At 42.9% G+C, this 16845-nt stretch carries 19 protein-coding genes and 1 riboswitch; of the genes, 5 read left to right on the top strand and 14 right to left on the bottom strand.

Features of this window, described 5'->3' with window-relative positions:
- Positions 1–19: 19 nt before the first annotated feature.
- From yajC to IEE86_RS11965, 7 genes are all read right to left on the bottom strand, one after another.
- The gene (gene yajC / locus IEE86_RS11995) at positions 20–286 is read right to left on the bottom strand and encodes a preprotein translocase subunit YajC (RefSeq protein WP_003216659.1); all 267 of its coding nucleotides are present in this window, start codon (positions 284–286) and stop codon (positions 20–22) included.
- 47 nt (positions 287–333) lie between these two features.
- Positions 334–1479, bottom strand: a complete 1146-nt coding sequence (tgt, locus tag IEE86_RS11990) for a tRNA guanosine(34) transglycosylase Tgt (protein ID WP_191097431.1) — start codon at positions 1477–1479, stop codon at positions 334–336.
- 31 nt (positions 1480–1510) lie between these two features.
- On the bottom strand, positions 1511–2539 hold the full coding sequence (queA, locus tag IEE86_RS11985) for a tRNA preQ1(34) S-adenosylmethionine ribosyltransferase-isomerase QueA (RefSeq protein ID WP_191097430.1): 1029 nt from the start codon (positions 2537–2539) through the stop codon (positions 1511–1513).
- Positions 2540–2573: 34 nt separating this feature from the next.
- Complete coding sequence (locus IEE86_RS11980; protein ID WP_012010741.1) at positions 2574–2774, bottom strand: DUF2905 domain-containing protein; 201 nt, start codon at positions 2772–2774, stop codon at positions 2574–2576.
- On the bottom strand, positions 2767–3771 hold the full coding sequence (ruvB, locus tag IEE86_RS11975; protein ID WP_191097429.1) for a Holliday junction branch migration DNA helicase RuvB: 1005 nt from the start codon (positions 3769–3771) through the stop codon (positions 2767–2769). The genes IEE86_RS11980 and ruvB overlap by 8 nt, the downstream gene beginning before the upstream one ends.
- 11 nt (positions 3772–3782) lie before the next feature.
- On the bottom strand, positions 3783–4388 hold the full coding sequence (gene ruvA / locus IEE86_RS11970) for a Holliday junction branch migration protein RuvA (RefSeq protein ID WP_191097428.1): 606 nt from the start codon (positions 4386–4388) through the stop codon (positions 3783–3785).
- Between the two features lie 148 nt (positions 4389–4536).
- Positions 4537–5037: an intercompartmental signaling factor BofC gene (locus IEE86_RS11965; protein WP_073979823.1), complete on the bottom strand. Its 501-nt coding sequence runs from the start codon at positions 5035–5037 to the stop codon at positions 4537–4539.
- A 239-nt stretch (positions 5038–5276) separates the two neighbouring features.
- On the opposite strand from IEE86_RS11965, the gene IEE86_RS11960 reads away from it, so the two are divergent.
- Entirely contained in the window at positions 5277–5921 is a 645-nt protein-coding gene (locus IEE86_RS11960; protein ID WP_191097427.1) for a protein kinase family protein, read from the top strand.
- Between the two features lie 36 nt (positions 5922–5957).
- Here IEE86_RS11960 and IEE86_RS11955 read toward each other — a convergent pair whose 3' ends face one another.
- A complete protein-coding gene (locus IEE86_RS11955) occupies positions 5958–6140 on the bottom strand; it encodes a hypothetical protein (RefSeq protein ID WP_008342761.1) in 183 nt (60 codons plus the stop codon).
- A 191-nt stretch (positions 6141–6331) separates the two neighbouring features.
- On the opposite strand from IEE86_RS11955, the gene IEE86_RS11950 reads away from it, so the two are divergent.
- On the top strand, positions 6332–6481 hold the full coding sequence (locus tag IEE86_RS11950; protein WP_191097426.1) for a hypothetical protein: 150 nt from the start codon (positions 6332–6334) through the stop codon (positions 6479–6481).
- Positions 6482–6515: 34 nt separating this feature from the next.
- Here IEE86_RS11950 and thiC read toward each other — a convergent pair whose 3' ends face one another.
- Positions 6516–8276 (bottom strand): phosphomethylpyrimidine synthase ThiC, encoded by a 1761-nt coding sequence (gene thiC / locus IEE86_RS11945; protein WP_191097425.1) that lies wholly within the window; start codon positions 8274–8276, stop codon positions 6516–6518.
- A 126-nt stretch (positions 8277–8402) separates the two neighbouring features.
- A riboswitch (TPP riboswitch) is annotated at positions 8403–8513 on the bottom strand.
- A 239-nt stretch (positions 8514–8752) separates the two neighbouring features.
- On the opposite strand from thiC, the gene IEE86_RS11940 reads away from it, so the two are divergent.
- Positions 8753–9385 (top strand): LysE family transporter, encoded by a 633-nt coding sequence (locus IEE86_RS11940; RefSeq protein ID WP_191097424.1) that lies wholly within the window; start codon positions 8753–8755, stop codon positions 9383–9385.
- Between the two features lie 46 nt (positions 9386–9431).
- Here IEE86_RS11940 and IEE86_RS11935 read toward each other — a convergent pair whose 3' ends face one another.
- The 5 genes from IEE86_RS11935 to nadB all read right to left on the bottom strand — a co-directional run bounded on the left by IEE86_RS11935 (position 9432) and on the right by nadB (position 15059).
- Positions 9432–10055 carry a YhcN/YlaJ family sporulation lipoprotein gene (locus IEE86_RS11935; protein ID WP_224740956.1) on the bottom strand — a complete coding sequence of 208 codons (624 nt, stop codon included), beginning with the start codon at positions 10053–10055 and terminating at the stop codon, positions 9432–9434.
- Positions 10056–10188: 133 nt separating this feature from the next.
- Complete coding sequence (gene safA / locus IEE86_RS19620; RefSeq protein ID WP_191097423.1) at positions 10189–11415, bottom strand: SafA/ExsA family spore coat assembly protein; 1227 nt, start codon at positions 11413–11415, stop codon at positions 10189–10191.
- A gap of 131 nt (positions 11416–11546) precedes the next feature.
- Positions 11547–12656: a quinolinate synthase NadA gene (gene nadA, locus IEE86_RS11925; protein ID WP_191097422.1), complete on the bottom strand. Its 1110-nt coding sequence runs from the start codon at positions 12654–12656 to the stop codon at positions 11547–11549.
- Positions 12643–13506 carry a carboxylating nicotinate-nucleotide diphosphorylase gene (gene nadC / locus IEE86_RS11920; RefSeq protein WP_191097421.1) on the bottom strand — a complete coding sequence of 288 codons (864 nt, stop codon included), beginning with the start codon at positions 13504–13506 and terminating at the stop codon, positions 12643–12645. Before nadC ends, nadA begins: the two co-directional genes overlap by 14 nt.
- Positions 13488–15059 carry an L-aspartate oxidase gene (gene nadB, locus IEE86_RS11915; protein WP_191097420.1) on the bottom strand — a complete coding sequence of 524 codons (1572 nt, stop codon included), beginning with the start codon at positions 15057–15059 and terminating at the stop codon, positions 13488–13490. The genes nadC and nadB overlap by 19 nt, the downstream gene beginning before the upstream one ends.
- A gap of 97 nt (positions 15060–15156) precedes the next feature.
- On the opposite strand from nadB, the gene IEE86_RS11910 reads away from it, so the two are divergent.
- Both IEE86_RS11910 and IEE86_RS11905 read left to right on the top strand, forming a co-directional pair.
- The gene (locus IEE86_RS11910; RefSeq protein WP_191097419.1) at positions 15157–16299 is read left to right on the top strand and encodes an IscS subfamily cysteine desulfurase; all 1143 of its coding nucleotides are present in this window, start codon (positions 15157–15159) and stop codon (positions 16297–16299) included.
- A 3-nt stretch (positions 16300–16302) separates the two neighbouring features.
- Positions 16303–16845 (top strand): transcription repressor NadR, encoded by a 543-nt coding sequence (locus IEE86_RS11905; protein ID WP_191097418.1) that lies wholly within the window; start codon positions 16303–16305, stop codon positions 16843–16845.

Genomic DNA, 16845 nt, shown 5'->3' with positions numbered 1-16845 from the left:
CTGGCTATGTATTGGAGGATTAGCCTTTGTCAGCTAATTCTCTAATAGCACGACGGTCGAAAGTTAAACGGTTGTTTTCGCTTGTTTTGATGACTACTTTTGATTCATCAATGTAGTCGATTTCACCGTGTAAACCACCGATTGTGACGATTTTATCGCCTTTTGATAAAGATTGCTGCATTTGACGCACAGCTTTTTGTTGCTTTTGCTGTGGACGAATTAACAAGAAGTAAAGCACAGCAAACATGACAACAATCATAATGATTGAACCCATACCACCATCCATTCTATCTCACCCCTTTCTAAATCATTGTAAAGCCTTTCGTTTATGCGTTAAAAGTTTTTCGCATTCGGTTTATTAAAGCCATAACGCTCAAAAAACTCTTCTTTAAAATCACCTAAACGATCCTCACGGATAGCTTCTCTCACTTGCTCCATTAATTTTAACAGAAAATGAAGATTATGATAAGTTGTTAATCGAATTCCGAACGTTTCATTTGTACGGATTAAATGTCTAATATAGGCGCGTGTGTAGTTTTTACATGTGTAGCAGTCACAGTTTTCATCGATTGGTCTAAAATCACGCTCATATTTTGCATTCTTCACAACAAGACGTCCTTCGCTTGTCATGAGCGTACCGTTTCTTGCAATTCTCGTCGGCAGTACGCAATCAAACATGTCTACACCGCGGATAGCGCCGTCAATTAATGAATCTGGTGAGCCGACACCCATTAAGTACCTTGGCTTGTCTGCTGGTAAAAATGGCGTTGTGAACTCCAGCACACGGTTCATCACATCTTTTGGTTCACCAACAGATAAGCCTCCGATGGCGTAGCCCGGGAAATCAAGTGAAACCAGATCTTTTGCACTTTGTTTCCGAAGCTCTTCGTATTCTCCGCCTTGGACAATTCCAAACAGACCTTGATCCTCTGGACGCTGGTGCGCTGTTAGACAGCGCTCTGCCCATCTGCTTGTCCGCTCCACAGAACGTTTCATGTAATCGTACTCTGCTGGATATGGAGGGCATTCATCAAATGCCATCATAATATCAGAGCCAAGCGCGTTTTGAATCTCCATGGCTTTTTCAGGAGAAAGGAACAGCTTGTCTCCGTTTAAGTGATTACGGAAGTGAACGCCTTCTTCTTCGATTTTTCTAAATTCACTCAAAGAAAATACTTGGAAGCCGCCTGAATCAGTTAAAATCGCTCGATCCCAATTCATAAATTTGTGCAGACCGCCTGCCTCTTTCACAATGTCATGACCCGGACGGAGCCATAGATGGTACGTATTGCTTAAGATGATGCCTGCATCCATTGCTTTTAATTCTTCTGGCGCCATTGTTTTCACTGTAGCCAGTGTACCGACTGGCATAAATACAGGTGTTTCAAAGGAGCCGTGCGGGGTATGAACGCGGCCAAGGCGTGCACCTGTTTGTTTGCATGTTTTAATGAACTCATAACGTATCGGTAATTGCGACAAAAATGAGCCCTCCTGTCTTTGTTGTATGATGTTATTGAATCAGCATGGCATCGCCAAAGCTGAAGAATCGATATTCCTCTTTTACTGCCTCATTGTACGCTTTCAGTACGTGCTCTCGTCCAGCTAATGCGCTGACAAGCATAATTAAGGAGGATTTCGGCAAATGGAAATTCGTGATCATCCCATCAATTGCCTTAAATGTGTAGCCTGGATAAATAAAGATCGACGTCCACCCGCTTGACGCTTTGAATTCACCATCATGTGCACTTGCAATCGTTTCAAGCGTTCGTGTTGATGTTGTACCAACTGAAATAATCCGCCCGCCTTCTTTGCGCACGCGATTCAGCTCTTTAGCCGTTTCTTCATTCATTTCGTAAAACTCTGCGTGCATTTCATGTTCTTCAATGCGCTCTGCACTGACCGGACGAAAAGTTCCAAGCCCAACATGCAAAGTAATAAAAGCAATATGCACACCTTTGGCTTTCAGCGCATCCAGCAGTTCAGTTGTAAAGTGTAGACCGGCAGTAGGCGCCGCAGCGGAACCAACTTCTTTCGAATACACCGTTTGATAGCGCTCACGATCATCAAGCTGCTCTTTAATATAAGGAGGCAGCGGCATTTCTCCAAGGGATTCAAGCACTTCATAAAAAATGCCTGTATACTGAAACTCGACTTTTCGTCCGCCATGTTCCAGCTCCTCTGTACATACTGCTTGAAGCCGTCCATCACCAAATGTGATAACCGTTCCTTTTTTCACCCGTTTGGCTGGCTTTACGAGAGTTTCCCATTTGTCTCCTTCTTCTTGCTTCAATAGAAGAAGTTCAACCTTTGCACCTGTATCCTCTTTCATGCCAAACAGGCGTGCAGGCAGAACGCGAGTGTTGTTTAAAACGAGACAATCACCCTTTTGAAAATAATCGATGATTTGTGAGAATGTATCATGTGTGATCGCACCCGTTTGTTTATTTAAGACCATCAGTCTTGATGCATCTCGTTTTTCAAGCGGCACTTGTGCAATCAATCTTTCGGGTAAATCAAAATCAAATAATTCTAGCTTCATTTCCTTCACCTATTCTGTAGTTAACTAGTTAACGTTATTTCATCCGTCCAAAGATATTGAGTAAAATGGTTAGTACGATGCTAATGACAATGCACGTAATGACGGGAAAAAAGAACGTCACATTTCCTTTTTTCACAAAAATATCACCTGGCAGCTTCCCAACCAATTGAAACACTAAGCCTGCGGCAAAAAGGACACCACCTAAAATCATCAATATTTTAGGGAATTCAGTCACGAATCGGAACCTCCATATGAAAATGTTCATACGCTTCTCTTGTGACGACCCGGCCTCTTGGTGTTCTTTGAAGGAAACCAATTTGCAGTAAATACGGTTCGTACACATCTTCAATCGTATGTGATTCTTCTCCAATTGTCGCTGAAATCGTATCAAGTCCAACAGGACCGCCTCTAAATTTTTCAATCATACTTAAAAGCAGTTTATGGTCTATATGATCGAGGCCAAGCCTGTCAACTTGAAGACGCTCAAGGGCATCTTCTGCAATGTCCTGCGTAATGGCATGATTGCCAAGTACCTGCGCAAAATCTCTTACTCTTCTGAGCAATCGATTGGCGACCCTCGGCGTTCCCCGAGAACGTCTCGCAATTTCTTCGGCTGAGCGAAGATCAATTCCAATCTCAAACAGCTCGGCTGTTCTTGCCACAATGTGAGCCAAATCTCTTTGCTCATAGTATTCCAATCTTGCATGTACCCCAAACCTGTCTCGAAGCGGCGCTGTTAAAAGCCCGACACGTGTCGTTGCACCTACAAGTGTAAATGGAGGTAAATCAAGCCGTACAGAGCGTGCTGTATCTCCTTTTCCAATGACGATATCTAAACAAAAATCCTCCATTGCTGGATACAGTACTTCCTCAATTGAGCGCTGCAAGCGATGAATTTCATCAATAAACAATACATCTCCTGGCTCAAGAGATGTTAAGATGGCTGCCAAATCTCCCGGACGTTCAATCGCTGGTCCAGACGTTGTACGCAGCTGAACATTCATTTCATTGGCAATAATTGACGCAAGCGTTGTTTTCCCAAGTCCAGGCGGTCCATATAAAAGGACGTGATCGAGCGTTTCCTGCCTCATGCGGGCAGCTTCAATAAACACGCTCAGATTATCCTTTACTTTTTGCTGACCGATATATTGGCTAAGCGTCTGTGGCCGCAGACTTTGCTCAATGGCTGATTCATGGTTGTCTGCTTCAGTTGAGACGAGCCGTTCATCCATGAGACATCACCCTATTTCAACATTTTTTGTAAAGCTTTTTTGACATATTGATCGGTGGTAAGATTCGTTTCTTCTTTTAATAATGGAAGAACCTTTTTAATTTCACGATCACCGTATCCAAGGACACTTAAGGCTTCAAGCGCTTCATCTAATGCCGTTTGCTGCGTTTCGACCTGAATATGATCCTCGTGATTAAATAAGTTGCCAATCATCTCCGGCACCACATCTGCAAGTTTTCCTTTTAGATCCAGAATGATTTGACGGGCTGTTTTTTTGCCAACACCAGGGAATTTAATCAGGAACGCTTCATCCTCACGTTCTATCGCTGAAATGACAGCGCCAGGATCACCAGAAGCAAGGATCGCAAGAGCACCCTTTGGGCCAATCCCCGTGACATTTAACAGTTTAGTGAACAATGCTTTTTCTTCTCGTGTTTGAAATCCATATAACGAAAAGGCATCTTCCTTTATGTAATGATACGTATAAATCGTTTCTTGTTTATTTACTTGATAGATAAACGGGTTTGGGGTATAGACTTGATATCCCACTCCGCCGTTTTCAATGACAACATATTGCGGGCACACATAATCAATGGTCCCTTTCACAAACTCTATCACCGTTTTCACCTCTTTGACTGTTCTTCATTGTACCATAAATCGAAGAGAAAACCGCAATAAAAGTTAACATACGTTCGCTCAGCCCTTTTTTACATGACAACCATGAAAAACAGCTTGCGGTCTTCATACCAGCAAGCTGTCACACAGTTTAAAACGATATTTCATTTCGGTACGGCTTCATGACTTCAAGTACATGTTCAAATTCATCCTTTGTTCGAAAAGGAATGCCTTGCTCAAGCTGCTTTTCTACATGACTTTCTAAACGGGACGTATCAATTTGAAAAAAGAGATGAATAGGCTCCGCCCAGCCGTCAGGCCTTCCATGAAACGTAGAAATGACACCGTCCTCTGATAACCCGATATAACCATTTGCTTTACTTAATGGAGAGATATCATCAATTTGTTTTCTAAAAAGGGCAAAATCCTCTTTCTGTTCTACCAGCGTCCAGCCTTTATACTGCGCCCAGAATGTGTCTTTGTCTTCTAATGATGCCCGGTGCCTTTCTATACTCACATCTCCGTCTAGATAGACTTTCTCAAGCTGCACGGTGATAGAGTTTGACTGCTTTTGCAAGTGTTCTTTCCCCTCCATATCCGCAGCGAAAAAAAGCACACTTGTCATGATAAGTCCTGTAACGAAACATTTCATCTTCACTTTCACTATTTACACCTCTTTAGAACATAAGATCGATGCATGACATATGTAGTTTGACCCATTTTTCTAAACATTAACCAAACCGATGACACTCACGCGTTTTGAGAGTCTTTCGTTGTATCCTTCATTCGTAAATGTTATGTTTGATACAATCCATTGCTTAATCGAATGACATGGTTTTTTCATCATTCGTTTTTCAGCCGCATAAACTGAAACCAAAGAAGGTGAAGTCAATGTCAGATGTCAAAAGATTAGCCGAATCGATTCAGTATCATGAAGAAAAACGTTTTCATAAGCTTGCCTTTAAACCGGCAGAGCTTGAGCTGTGCGGCAAAGGAAGAAGTGCCTATGTCTTTTCCTACAAAAAGGACGGCAAAAAAATGGCGCTAAAAGTCTTTTTCCCTTCTTATCAACATATTGCCCGCAAAGAGGCCGCCATTTACGAAAAACTTTCCGGTTCACCTTATTACCCTGAGATTTATGAGTCTGGGGATCAGTATATTTTAATGGAATATATTAAAGGCTACACATTCTATGAATGCCTCACAAAGGGGATTCCCATCAAAAAACAAATGATTGAACAAGTCGATCATGCGCTAGAAGAAGCACGCGGGAAAGGATTAAACCCTTCTGATATCCATCTGCGTAACCTGATTTTAACAAAGGAAGGCCGCATCAGGGTGATCGACGTTGCCCGCTTTACTCAAACGAAAACATGTCATCAATGGGATGATTTAAAAGCCGCTTACGCCTATTACCAAAAACCTTTTTTCCCTAAAAAAGCACCGCGTCTGTGGCTTGAAGTGATTGCCTATTTGTATAAAAAGAACTGGCTCTCCCGATTCCAGCTTAATAACCGAAATGATTTCTCCGCATAATAAAAGCCGCTCATCTTCCCGAGCGGCTTCTCTGTTTTATTCTGTTTCTACATGGATACTATTGACATTTAATAGGTTGATGATTTCATTATTCAGCTTAAACCAATGATTGGCTTCCTCAATTTTTTTATACACATCATAGGTCGCTGGACGTTTTAACTCGAAATCAAGCACTTCCCCGTTGTTCATATGAAATGTTACTTTGAATACTTTCATCATAAGATCACCTTCCACTCTTTCTTGTTCGCTAACTGGTAAGGTCAGCTCTTTTCATTCATTCTCTATTCAACTCGTTTCCCCTCCTTCTTTCCTTCCAAACACAAGAAGTTTAAATTTTGTTTAAATTCACATAACATCTCTATCTCTCTCATCTGCAAAGAAGTATATTGTTTAAAAAGGAGGCTGTCTTCATGAAAGAGAAAAAGAAACGAACATCTCCAGAGAGACAAACGGTCTTGTTTCATTTAACAGATGCCCTGATTCCGAGTATGGACATGATGGCGATTGCAGTACGAGCCCTTTTCCATCTCATGAGAAAGGCCTTTTCAGCTGTCTTATAAGAACCCCGCACATGAAGAAGTGCGAGGTTCTTTTTTAAGATTGATAAATTTGACTTCCTTGGCGGATAAACTCCTTCGCCTTCTTCTCCATCTCTTTTTTCACTTCTTCTGATTGATGGCGGATATCATGAGAAATTTTCATGCTGCAAAACTTCGGTCCGCACATGGAGCAAAAATGAGCGGTCTTAGCGCCTTCAGCAGGCAATGTTTCGTCATGGAACGCCAAGGCTCTTTCTGGATCAAGGGACAGGTGGAATTGATCCCGCCATCTAAATTCGAATCTCGCTTTCGATAATGCATCATCGCGCTTTTGAGCAGCAGGATGTCCTTTTGCTAGATCAGCTGCATGTGCGGCAATTTTATACGCAATGACGCCTTCTCTCACATCTTCTTTGTTCGGCAGACCTAAATGTTCTTTTGGCGTAACATAGCACAGCATGGCTGTGCCATACCAGCCGATCATGGCAGCGCCGATAGCGGATGTAATGTGATCATATCCCGGGGCAATATCTGTTGTAAGAGGTCCTAACGTATAAAATGGTGCCTCTTTGCAAATCTCCATCTGCTTATCAACATTTTCTTTGATTTTATCCATTGGGACATGTCCAGGTCCTTCAATCATCACCTGTACATCATGTTTCCAGGCGATCTCTGTCAATTCCCCTAGCGTTTCTAGCTCAGCAAACTGCGCCTCGTCATTGGCATCAGCAATCGATCCCGGTCTGAGTCCGTCTCCAAGTGAGAAGGCAATATCATAGGTTCTCATAATGTCACAAATATCTTCGAAATGGGTATAAAGAAAGTTTTCCTGATGATGAGCGAGACACCATCTTGCCATAATAGCTCCGCCTCTTGACACAATTCCCGTTACCCGATCGACTGTAAGCGGAATGTATCTTAATAGCACGCCCGCATGAATCGTAAAATAGTCTACACCTTGCTCTGCTTGTTCAATTAATGTGTCTCTGTATACCTCCCACGTCAAGTCTTCTGCTACTCCATTCACTTTTTCAAGTGCCTGGTAAATGGGAACGGTTCCTACTGGGACTGGGCAATTCCGAATGATCCATTCTCTCGTTGTGTGAATGTCCTTCCCAGTGGACAGGTCCATCATTGTGTCTGCACCCCATCTGATCGCCCACGTCATTTTTTCTACTTCTTCATCAATGGAGGACGTCACAGCTGAATTTCCAATATTTGCATTGATTTTGACGTGAAAATTCTTTCCAATAATCATCGGTTCACTTTCAGGATGATTAATATTCGCTGGAATGACTGCTCTTCCGCTAGCTACTTCATCCCTAACAAACTCAGGGCTTAGCTGTTCTCTCAACGCAATAAATTCCATTTCAGGAGTAATAATGCCTTTTTTTGCATAATGCATTTGTGTCACAGTGGCACCATTTTTCGCGCGGAGCGGCACATGATGAAAATCAGTATGAACAGGCTGGAAGGACTCTTTCCCCATTGAACGATACCCGTTATCTTCCGGTTTCACATGACGCCCTTCATAGCTTTCTGTATCTCCTCTTTCTTCAATCCACGCCGCTCTAAGACGCTTTAATCCCTTTGTAACATCAATATGGGCATTCTCATCTGTGTACGGTCCACTTGTATCGTACACACGGATTGGGTCATTTGGAACCTCGCCCGCCTGTGTCACAGTATTTGAGAGCATAATCTCCCTTTTGGGTACCAAGATGTCAGGTCTTGATCCCTGCTCATACACCTTTTTACTTCCTTCAAAGCTTGATAGTAAAGATTGGGTGGATGGGACATTTTTCTTTTCTTTCATTTGCTGTTCTCTCCTTCTCTTCTTGTCACCGGACAGGATCAAATCAGCACCAGCAAAAAACCAGGCTCTATGCTTGAGAACCTGGTTTCGTCGTCAGAAAAAACATGAATGTCATTCAAATGACACATGTATCGTCTTCAACTTCCCCACGCTGGTACGAGCCAGATCAGGTCCAAAGGGTTAAAAAGCTTCAGCTTCTCTCTCAGCCCACTTTAACGGGCACCCCTAGTCACTTTTATTGATTTCCACATCAGTTTAGCATAGGAACGATATGAAAAAAAGAAGATTCAGGAAAATAGTTCCTTTCCCCTACATGTTTTACTCATGGGCAGGATATGCACAATTCTATACAACATCTCCCTCCTATATTTCCATTAAATCAGAAATAATCATTGATCCTTTTCTCCTATTATGTATAATTAATCTAAACGGAGAATTTTTATACAAATCATTTATTCAAAGGACGTTCTAGTCGATTGCAAACATTTCTAACATTTATCGTCATAGGATTCTCAATTGCTCTACCTGTTGGAGCAATCACGGTTGAAATGACAAAGCAGGGGTTAAAAAATGGGTTCTTTCATGGCTTAACAGTAGGAGCCGGCGGCATGACAATCGATATCTTGCTCATCTTGGCTTTATATGCTGGATTCGCACAATTTTTATCATTGCCGTTTGTCCAAACCCCGCTCTGGCTGATCGGGGCCGTATTCTTGATGATTCTTGCATACGATTCCATTAAAAATGCAGATCAAGACATTCATTTAGCAGGAGAAAAGGTCAATCAATCATTTGCAAAAACTTACCGGAACGGCTTGCTTGTGGCAGTATCCCCTGGAAACCTTGTGTTCTGGGTATCTGTGTTTGGTGCTGTACTGGCAGATGCTTATACGAAAACAGATTCATCTGAGTTTATGTTGGCTGCCGGGGGTATTTTGACAGGGATTCTTCTGCATGACATCGGTCTTTTGACGATTGTATCCTTCACAAGAAAAGTGATGAACCGGGCGATGATCAAGTGGACATCTATTATTGCAGGTATTTTATTACTTGGATTTGGCTGTTATTTCGTTTACGAATTTTATATAGGGATCAAGGTTTATTTTTAAGAAAAGGCTAAAGTTCGTGACGAACTTTAGCCTTTTTTATTTCAAACTATCGGGTCATGCCTGTTTGGCCTGTTTCAAATTGCGTTTTTCTCATATCTCTGAAGCGTGTGAATGCACCTTCGTCTTTGATGACTTGGACAGCTCGTCCATCTGCATAACGAGTCGCTGCTTCTTCTATTTGTGTTACGCCCTCTGATGTGAGACGTCCATCTGATTTTATGGCAATATACACATTTTCATCTGTGACCATGACTTGTGAGTCTGCTACATGGTTCATTTTATTCACCCGGTTGGCAATTTTGCGTGAAAGCTGCACGTTCTCTTGTTTATCGTAGCCAGAGAACGACATTTGGTTATGATAGTTCATATCCCCATGACTATAGCGTCCATCACCACCTGCGAGAGGCGTTCGATCATCTGTTTGAGGACGGGTGCGATAATCAACATTCGTTGTATTCCCACCGTTCATTCCCTCCATGAGTTCGGAAACTGGCCCTTGATGATCTTGGTTATTGTCATCCGCACGGTTATTCGAATGATAACCAACCGGCTGGCCTGATTGATTATGACGTGTATCTACACCCGCATTGTCGTTTGTACCACATGCCGTTAAACCAATAGGAAGGAGCACTAATGCGATTGTTTTTTGCCATTTTTGTCTCAAACTCAAACGAAAAACCCCCTGTACAAATTCAATCTCATGAGCGCGAAACAGGCTCTGTTTTAGCATGTACAGTTCAGGAGAAAATCAAGCTGTCAGTTATAAACAAAAAAAGGAACGATTGAGATCGTCCCTTCTGTCATTAATCTTCTTCGTCTTCCTCTGGTCTTGCAAAAACGGATTGACCTGGATATGGCTGCATATAAGGCTGAGCAGGATAAGCTCCCATTTGACCATATGGAACAGGATTTGGATAATGTCCTGGCCATGGCTGATGATGATGCTTCATGCCGTCATCACAACCGCAGTCTTCCTTGCCATAGGCTTCGTTTGAAGCGTTTGGATAAAAGCCTTGATTCACGTTCGCATTCACGTTCGCATTTGCGCCTGCATTTGGATGCATATGGTGGTGCCAGTGATGTCCATCGTTTGCGTGATGCTCATGATGTTCCCCGTAGTAAGCCGGCGCTTGATAGGCTGGATAATACGGCTGGGCTGGGTAAGAATATGGCATCATGTGATGGTGGTAATAAGGCTGGACCGGATAACAAAGTCCTGATCCCGGTAAAATAGGTGAAGCCGGCACCATTTGCTGCGGATATGGGTACATCGCAGGCATGTAATGACCATGACCATAACCATAATAAGGGTCATATGGTTCATGATGATGGTGCTGATGCTCTTTATTTTCGGCCATTCCCCCTACCGCTGCTCCTCCCACATTCGGCATTTGCGGGAAGTTAGGAAGGTTTGGGTAATTGCTATGCTCCATATCTTTTCCCTCCTCTTTTTGATGCGGAATATGAATAAATGGATCATATCCCTTTGCCACTTCATCTTTGTGATGATCTTTATTTTCATGATGAAAATGGTCCTTGTGATCTTTATGGTCCTTATTTTCATGATGAAAATGGTCTTTATGATCCTTGTGATCCTTCTTCTCATGAACATGATCTTTCTTTTCATGATGTTCTTTTTTGGGAGGAGGCGTGAATGGCTGGTAGAGATTGGTCTGATAATAGTTCACATCGACTTGCGGAAAAACTGGCTGTTCGATCTTTGGAACTGGCGGTACATAAGGTACCGGTTCATTTGGCTTTTCCTTCGGTTTCGTATCTTGCACTTGCACGACATCCTTCGGCTTTTCTTTCACATACGGATGTTCTTTCGGCTTTGGCTTTTCTTTCACATTTTGATGATCTGTTTTCACAGGAACACCACTAGATGGAATTTTGATCTTCATACCCGGCATGATCAAATCTGGATTACTGAGCTGTGAATTTAGTTTTTTCAATTCTTGAAAGTCGACTCCATATTTCTTTGAAATTTTCCAAAGGGAGTCTCCTTTTTGCACAATATGAATTTTCAACGTTTTCCCCTCCTATGCAAAACGTGAACGTATCGGTTATGTCAGAAGTACAATATGTTTCACCATAAATTTATGCCTATTTACAAGCCAATATGATAAAAACTTGTTTTCTGATAGGAGGGGCTGATTCATTATTTAATCGTAAGCATTTTATTTAACGCGAGTAAAGCCTCTTTTGTTATCTCTTCATTGACCTGAATCAAACCGACTGGCTCTCCCTTTTCAATGCTTTCAAGTGACCATAATAGATGAGGCAGATCAATACGGTTCATTGTCAAACACGGACACATATCCGGGTTAAGGGATTCAATTTGCTTATCTGGATGCTGATCTATGATGCGCTTTACTAAATTCATTTCTGTTCCGATCGCCCACTTGCTTCCTGCTGGCGCCTGCTTGATCGTATCTATAATAAATTTCGTTGAACCAGCTAGATCAGAAGCTCTTACCACCTCATGCGTGCACTCTGGATGAACAAGGATTTGAATGTCACGGTCTCTTTTTCTCGTTTCATCAATATTCTGCACGGTAAACTTCTCATGTACAGAGCAATGCCCTTTCCATAAAATCATTTTGATGCGAGAAAGCGGCTGATCGGTGATGAGCTTTTCTTCTACTTGATCCCAAACAGCCATTTCTTCTAACGGAATACCTAAATCATAGGCTGTATTACGCCCTAAATGCTGATCAGGGAGAAACAGAATCCGCTCTTTTTGCGTAAGCGCCCACTCGAGCACTTTTTTAGCGTTTGATGATGTAACAGTTGCCCCGCCATGCTTGCCGACAAATGCTTTAATATCAGCTGTTGAGTTGACATACGTAAGCGGGAGTATCGTCTCCCGAAACAGATCCGTGAGCTGCTCCCATGCTCTATCGGTTTGTTTCATGTTCGCCATATCAGCCATTGAACAGCCTGCTCTCATATCAGGCAAAAGGACATGCTGATTCTTTTTTGACAGCATATCTGCCGTTTCTGCCATAAAGTGAACACCGCAGAACACAATGTATTCTGCCTCCTGATTGTCAGCTGCTATTTGCGCTAGCTGTAATGAGTCACCTGTTGCATCTGCAAATTGGATGACCTCGTCCTTTTGATAATGATGGCCTGGTATAAAAAGCTTTGATCCAAAGGCTCGTTTAATATCTAACACACGCTGCTTCATTTCTTCATAAGAGCGGTGTTTATATTCATCTGGCATCATGGCCGAATGTTGATTCGCTAGTACATCAAGCATGGACATGAGTCGTTCCCCCTTTATGGCTGAATTCCATATTCATACTAAAATCAAATGCTGGAGCAGAATGTGTTAGAAAACCAAGTGAAATAAGGTCGACTCCTGTCCCCCTGTAGCTTGGCAATGTCTCTAACGTGATGCCCCCTGAAGCCTCTGTCAGAATGGACTCTGGCGTCATTTGTTTAAAACGTTTTACTTCGTCCGGAGAGCAGTTATCAAACATGATGACATCCGCTTTTGCATCAATGGCTTCCATGAGCTGCGTTTCTGATTCAATTTCGACTTCAATTTTCACCATATGACCGGCGTATGCTCGTGCTTTCTCTACAGCTTCACGGATAGAACCACATGCAGCAATATGATTATCTTTAATCATCACGCCATCTGATAAACCGAAACGATGATTCTTCCCGCCTCCAACCTTGACTGCGTATTTCTCTAGCATGCGCAGGCCGGGTGTCGTTTTTCTCGTATCACAAATTGTAATAGACGGATCAGCTAATCGCTGCACTGCTTCATGCGTTAAGGTGGCGATACCTGTCATGCGCTGTAATAAATTTAAAATGACCCGTTCTCCTTTGAGCAAGTCGTTGACTGGGCCCCTTATTTGAGCCAGTACAGCGCCTGAATGAATCCAATCGCCCTCCTGGAAAAACAGCTCAGTTTGAATTTGTTCATTCAGCAGGCCATACCCCATGTCAACCACTTGTGACCCTGCCAATACGCCTGATTGTTTCGCAATGATATAAGCTGTTCCTTTCTTATCTCCAAAGATGGCATCAGCTGATACATCTCCAAAGCCAATATCTTCTTTTAAAAAATGAGTGAGCATTTGTTTTAACTGTAAACGTTCCATTTGGCACCGATCCTTTCATTTTTCATGATGTAAATATCGCCATTTTCATGTACAATCTGTTTCCCTTGCCACAAAGCATCATTCCGCTTTGGATAATCCTTTCGATAATGACCACCCCTGCTTTCTGTACGGAGTCGTGCAGACTGAACGAGACAAATCGCTAAAGCCCATTGATTGGTTAATTCAATCTGTTCGTTTGTGATATCCTTCACATTAATTTGCTGAAAGGATACTTGTTTTAATTCATCGAGCAAGGTCTGCAAGCCTTTTTCATCTCTGACAATTGCAGCATATGCTGTCATCCATTTTCTAATCTGAGCCTTTGAAATCGCCGGGACAGACCATATTTCTTTTACAGAAAGAGACGGGATTGTTTTTGGCTGTTTTGGCAATTGCTCAATACGACGAGCGGCTTTGCTTCCTAAAACTAGACCTTCTAGAAGGGAATTACTCGCCAATCGATTGGCGCCATGTAAACCTGTACAAGCCGCTTCACCGATCGCAAATAGGGATTGAACGGTGGTTTCTCCATATTCATTCACCTTGATTCCGCCCATTAAAAAGTGCATACCAGGGGAAACGGGTAGCCGTCCGCCTGCCATATCGACTCCCGCTCGCTGACACATTGCATCAATCGCTGGAAAACGAGCCGAGAAATGCGGAATCTCATGGATGTTGAGATATAGATGGTGACCTAATTGCTGCTCATGAAAAATAGCTCTAGCGACCACATCTCTAGGCGCTAAATCGGTCTGTGGGTGAATGCCTTTCATGATCCGCCTGCCTGTTTCATCTTCTAAATAAGCTCCCTCCCCCCGTACTGCCTCTGAAATGAGTCCGACTGCTTTTCCAGCTATCGTCAAAAGGGTCGGATGAAATTGAACAAATTCGAGATCCACTAATTGCGCCCCGGCTCGATAGGCCATCATCAGCCCATCTCCTGTTACAGAAGGGTCATTTGTGTTTGTCTCATATAGGGACCCGCAGCCACCAGTGGATAAAACAACTGCATCTGCAGTCATGGTCTGTACGTGTCCTTTCTCGTCTTTCCATACAACACCCATACATTTCCCTTCATGAACCAGTAGATCAATGACATGGTGATATTCGTATACATGAATATGTGTGCCAAGCTGACTTTTCAAATATTGCACGAGGGTTTTGCCTGTTTGATCTCCTCCTGCATGCAAAATGCGATGAGTGGTGTGCGCTCCCTCTTTACCTAGCTGCGGCATTCCCGCTTCATTCCGGTCAAATGGGCAGCCTTCTGCTACGAGCTGCTTCACAAGATGTTTTCCAAGACTGACGATCTCCTGTACGGCCCTTTCATCATTATGATCACAGCCGGCAGCCAGTGTGTCTTGCACATGCTGATCAACTGAATCATGCGCTGAGAAGGCAGCAGCGATTCCTCCTTGTGCCAGCATGGAATTACTAGAGGAAAATTGTTGTTTTGTCATCATAATGACTTGGCAGCTTTCTGATATGGTTTTTGCAAAGGAAAGCGCTGCAATGCCTGATCCCACCACAATGACTTTTTTGATTGATGACACAATCGCCCCTCCTGTCATTTACACCTGTCTTGACACATATCATTACATAACACTACAATAAATACAAGAAAAAATTTTCACACAGGAGATGGATGGTTTGGTCTATTTAGATTACGCAGCTTCTACACCTGTTTCAGAGGAAGCACTGCATGTATTTCAGCAGCTAAGTAAAGATTATTACGGGAATGCCAGCAGTCTTCATGATGCAGGGGGAAGAGCAAATGACATATTGACTTACAGTAGACAATCACTCGCTACAATTCTTGAAGGCGAATCAGGCGGCATCTACTTTACAAGCGGCGGAACTGAATCCAATCTCCTTGCGATTCAATCAATCACAAATGGGCTGCCAGCACATAAACAGCATGTCATCACAACATCAGTGGAACACCCATCTGTGCATCACGCGGTTAGTAGCTTACAGCGCTTTGGCGTAAAGGTCACGATCATTGAACCGAATCAAGATGGGATCATCACAGAGGACATACTTCAAAAAGCTTTATTGCCTGAAACAGGACTAGTGTCCATCCAGCATGCAAACTCAGAAACAGGTATAATCCAGCCACTAGCTCAATTAGCACCGCTTTTAAAGGAAAGACACATTTTTTTTCATACAGATGCTGTGCAAACATTCGGAAAAATCCGTGTGTCCATCAAGGAACTTGGGGTCGATGCCATGTCCATCTCTAGTCATAAAGTGTATGCACCTAAGGGCGCTGGTGCTGTCTATATGGGCGCACATGTCCCTTGGAAGCCTATATATGCAGGTGCAGTTCAGGAAAACGGCTTACGCCCTGGAACTGTGAACGTTCCGTGTATCGGTGCTTTTGCCGCGGCGAGTGAACAAGTGATGCTTAAGCTAGATGAGCAGCATCAACTAAATGAGCAGCTTCGTGATTATTTTCTTCAGCAGCTAAAAAAACGGCAATTGCCTGTCCGTACGCTTCAGGATCATGGCAAGCACCGCATGCTCCCTCATATTATTGGTTGTTTTTTTGAAGGGTTTGAAGGACAATATGTAATGTTAGCGTGTAACCGGCATGGGATTTGTATATCGACTGGAAGTGCATGTGCTTCTGGTTACCATCATCCTTCCCCTGCTGTAAAGGCATTACAAGTATCAGATCGTGATGCCCTTCAATTCATTCGAATATCATTTGGACGACAGTCATCAAAAGAGGACATCGATCAGCTTTTGCATACATTTGAGCGCTTGCAAAAGGAGAAGAAAGGAGCATAAGACGTGGAGCAAGAGAGGAAACTCATTGGCGAAGAAAGAAGAAATGCCATTTTAAAGTGGCTGAAAGAAACAGATACACCGCTCACTGGAAGCTTTTTAGCTAAAAAGGCCGCTGTATCACGACAAGTCATTGTACAGGATATATCATTATTAAAAGCAAAAAACGAACCCATTATTGCCACAAGCCAAGGCTATGTATATATGGCACCGCTGCATGCACCAGAAACTGAAATTGAACAGATCATCGCCTGCAAGCATGATCCTCTTCGTACAGAAGAGGAGCTGACACTGATTGTAGATTTTGGTGTGACGGTGAAAGACGTGATCATAGAGCACCCAGTCTACGGAGAGCTGACCGCCTCTATTCGCGTCAGCACACGTAAACAAGTAGCTGATTTCGTTCATCATATTTCTCACACTGGCGCCTCCTACTTGTCAGAACTAACAGATGGCGTTCACTTACATACACTGACTTCTTACAGTCAAAAGCAGCTTGACCAAGCCATACAAGCGCTGGATGACGCTGGATTTTTAATTAAAGACTAA

The sequence above is a fragment of the Bacillus crepusculi genome (genome assembly GCF_014764715.1).
GTDB lineage: Bacteria > Bacillota > Bacilli > Bacillales > Bacillaceae > Bacillus.
Note: the sequence above shows the minus strand (reverse complement) of the source record. Positions and strands in the feature narration are given on the sequence as shown.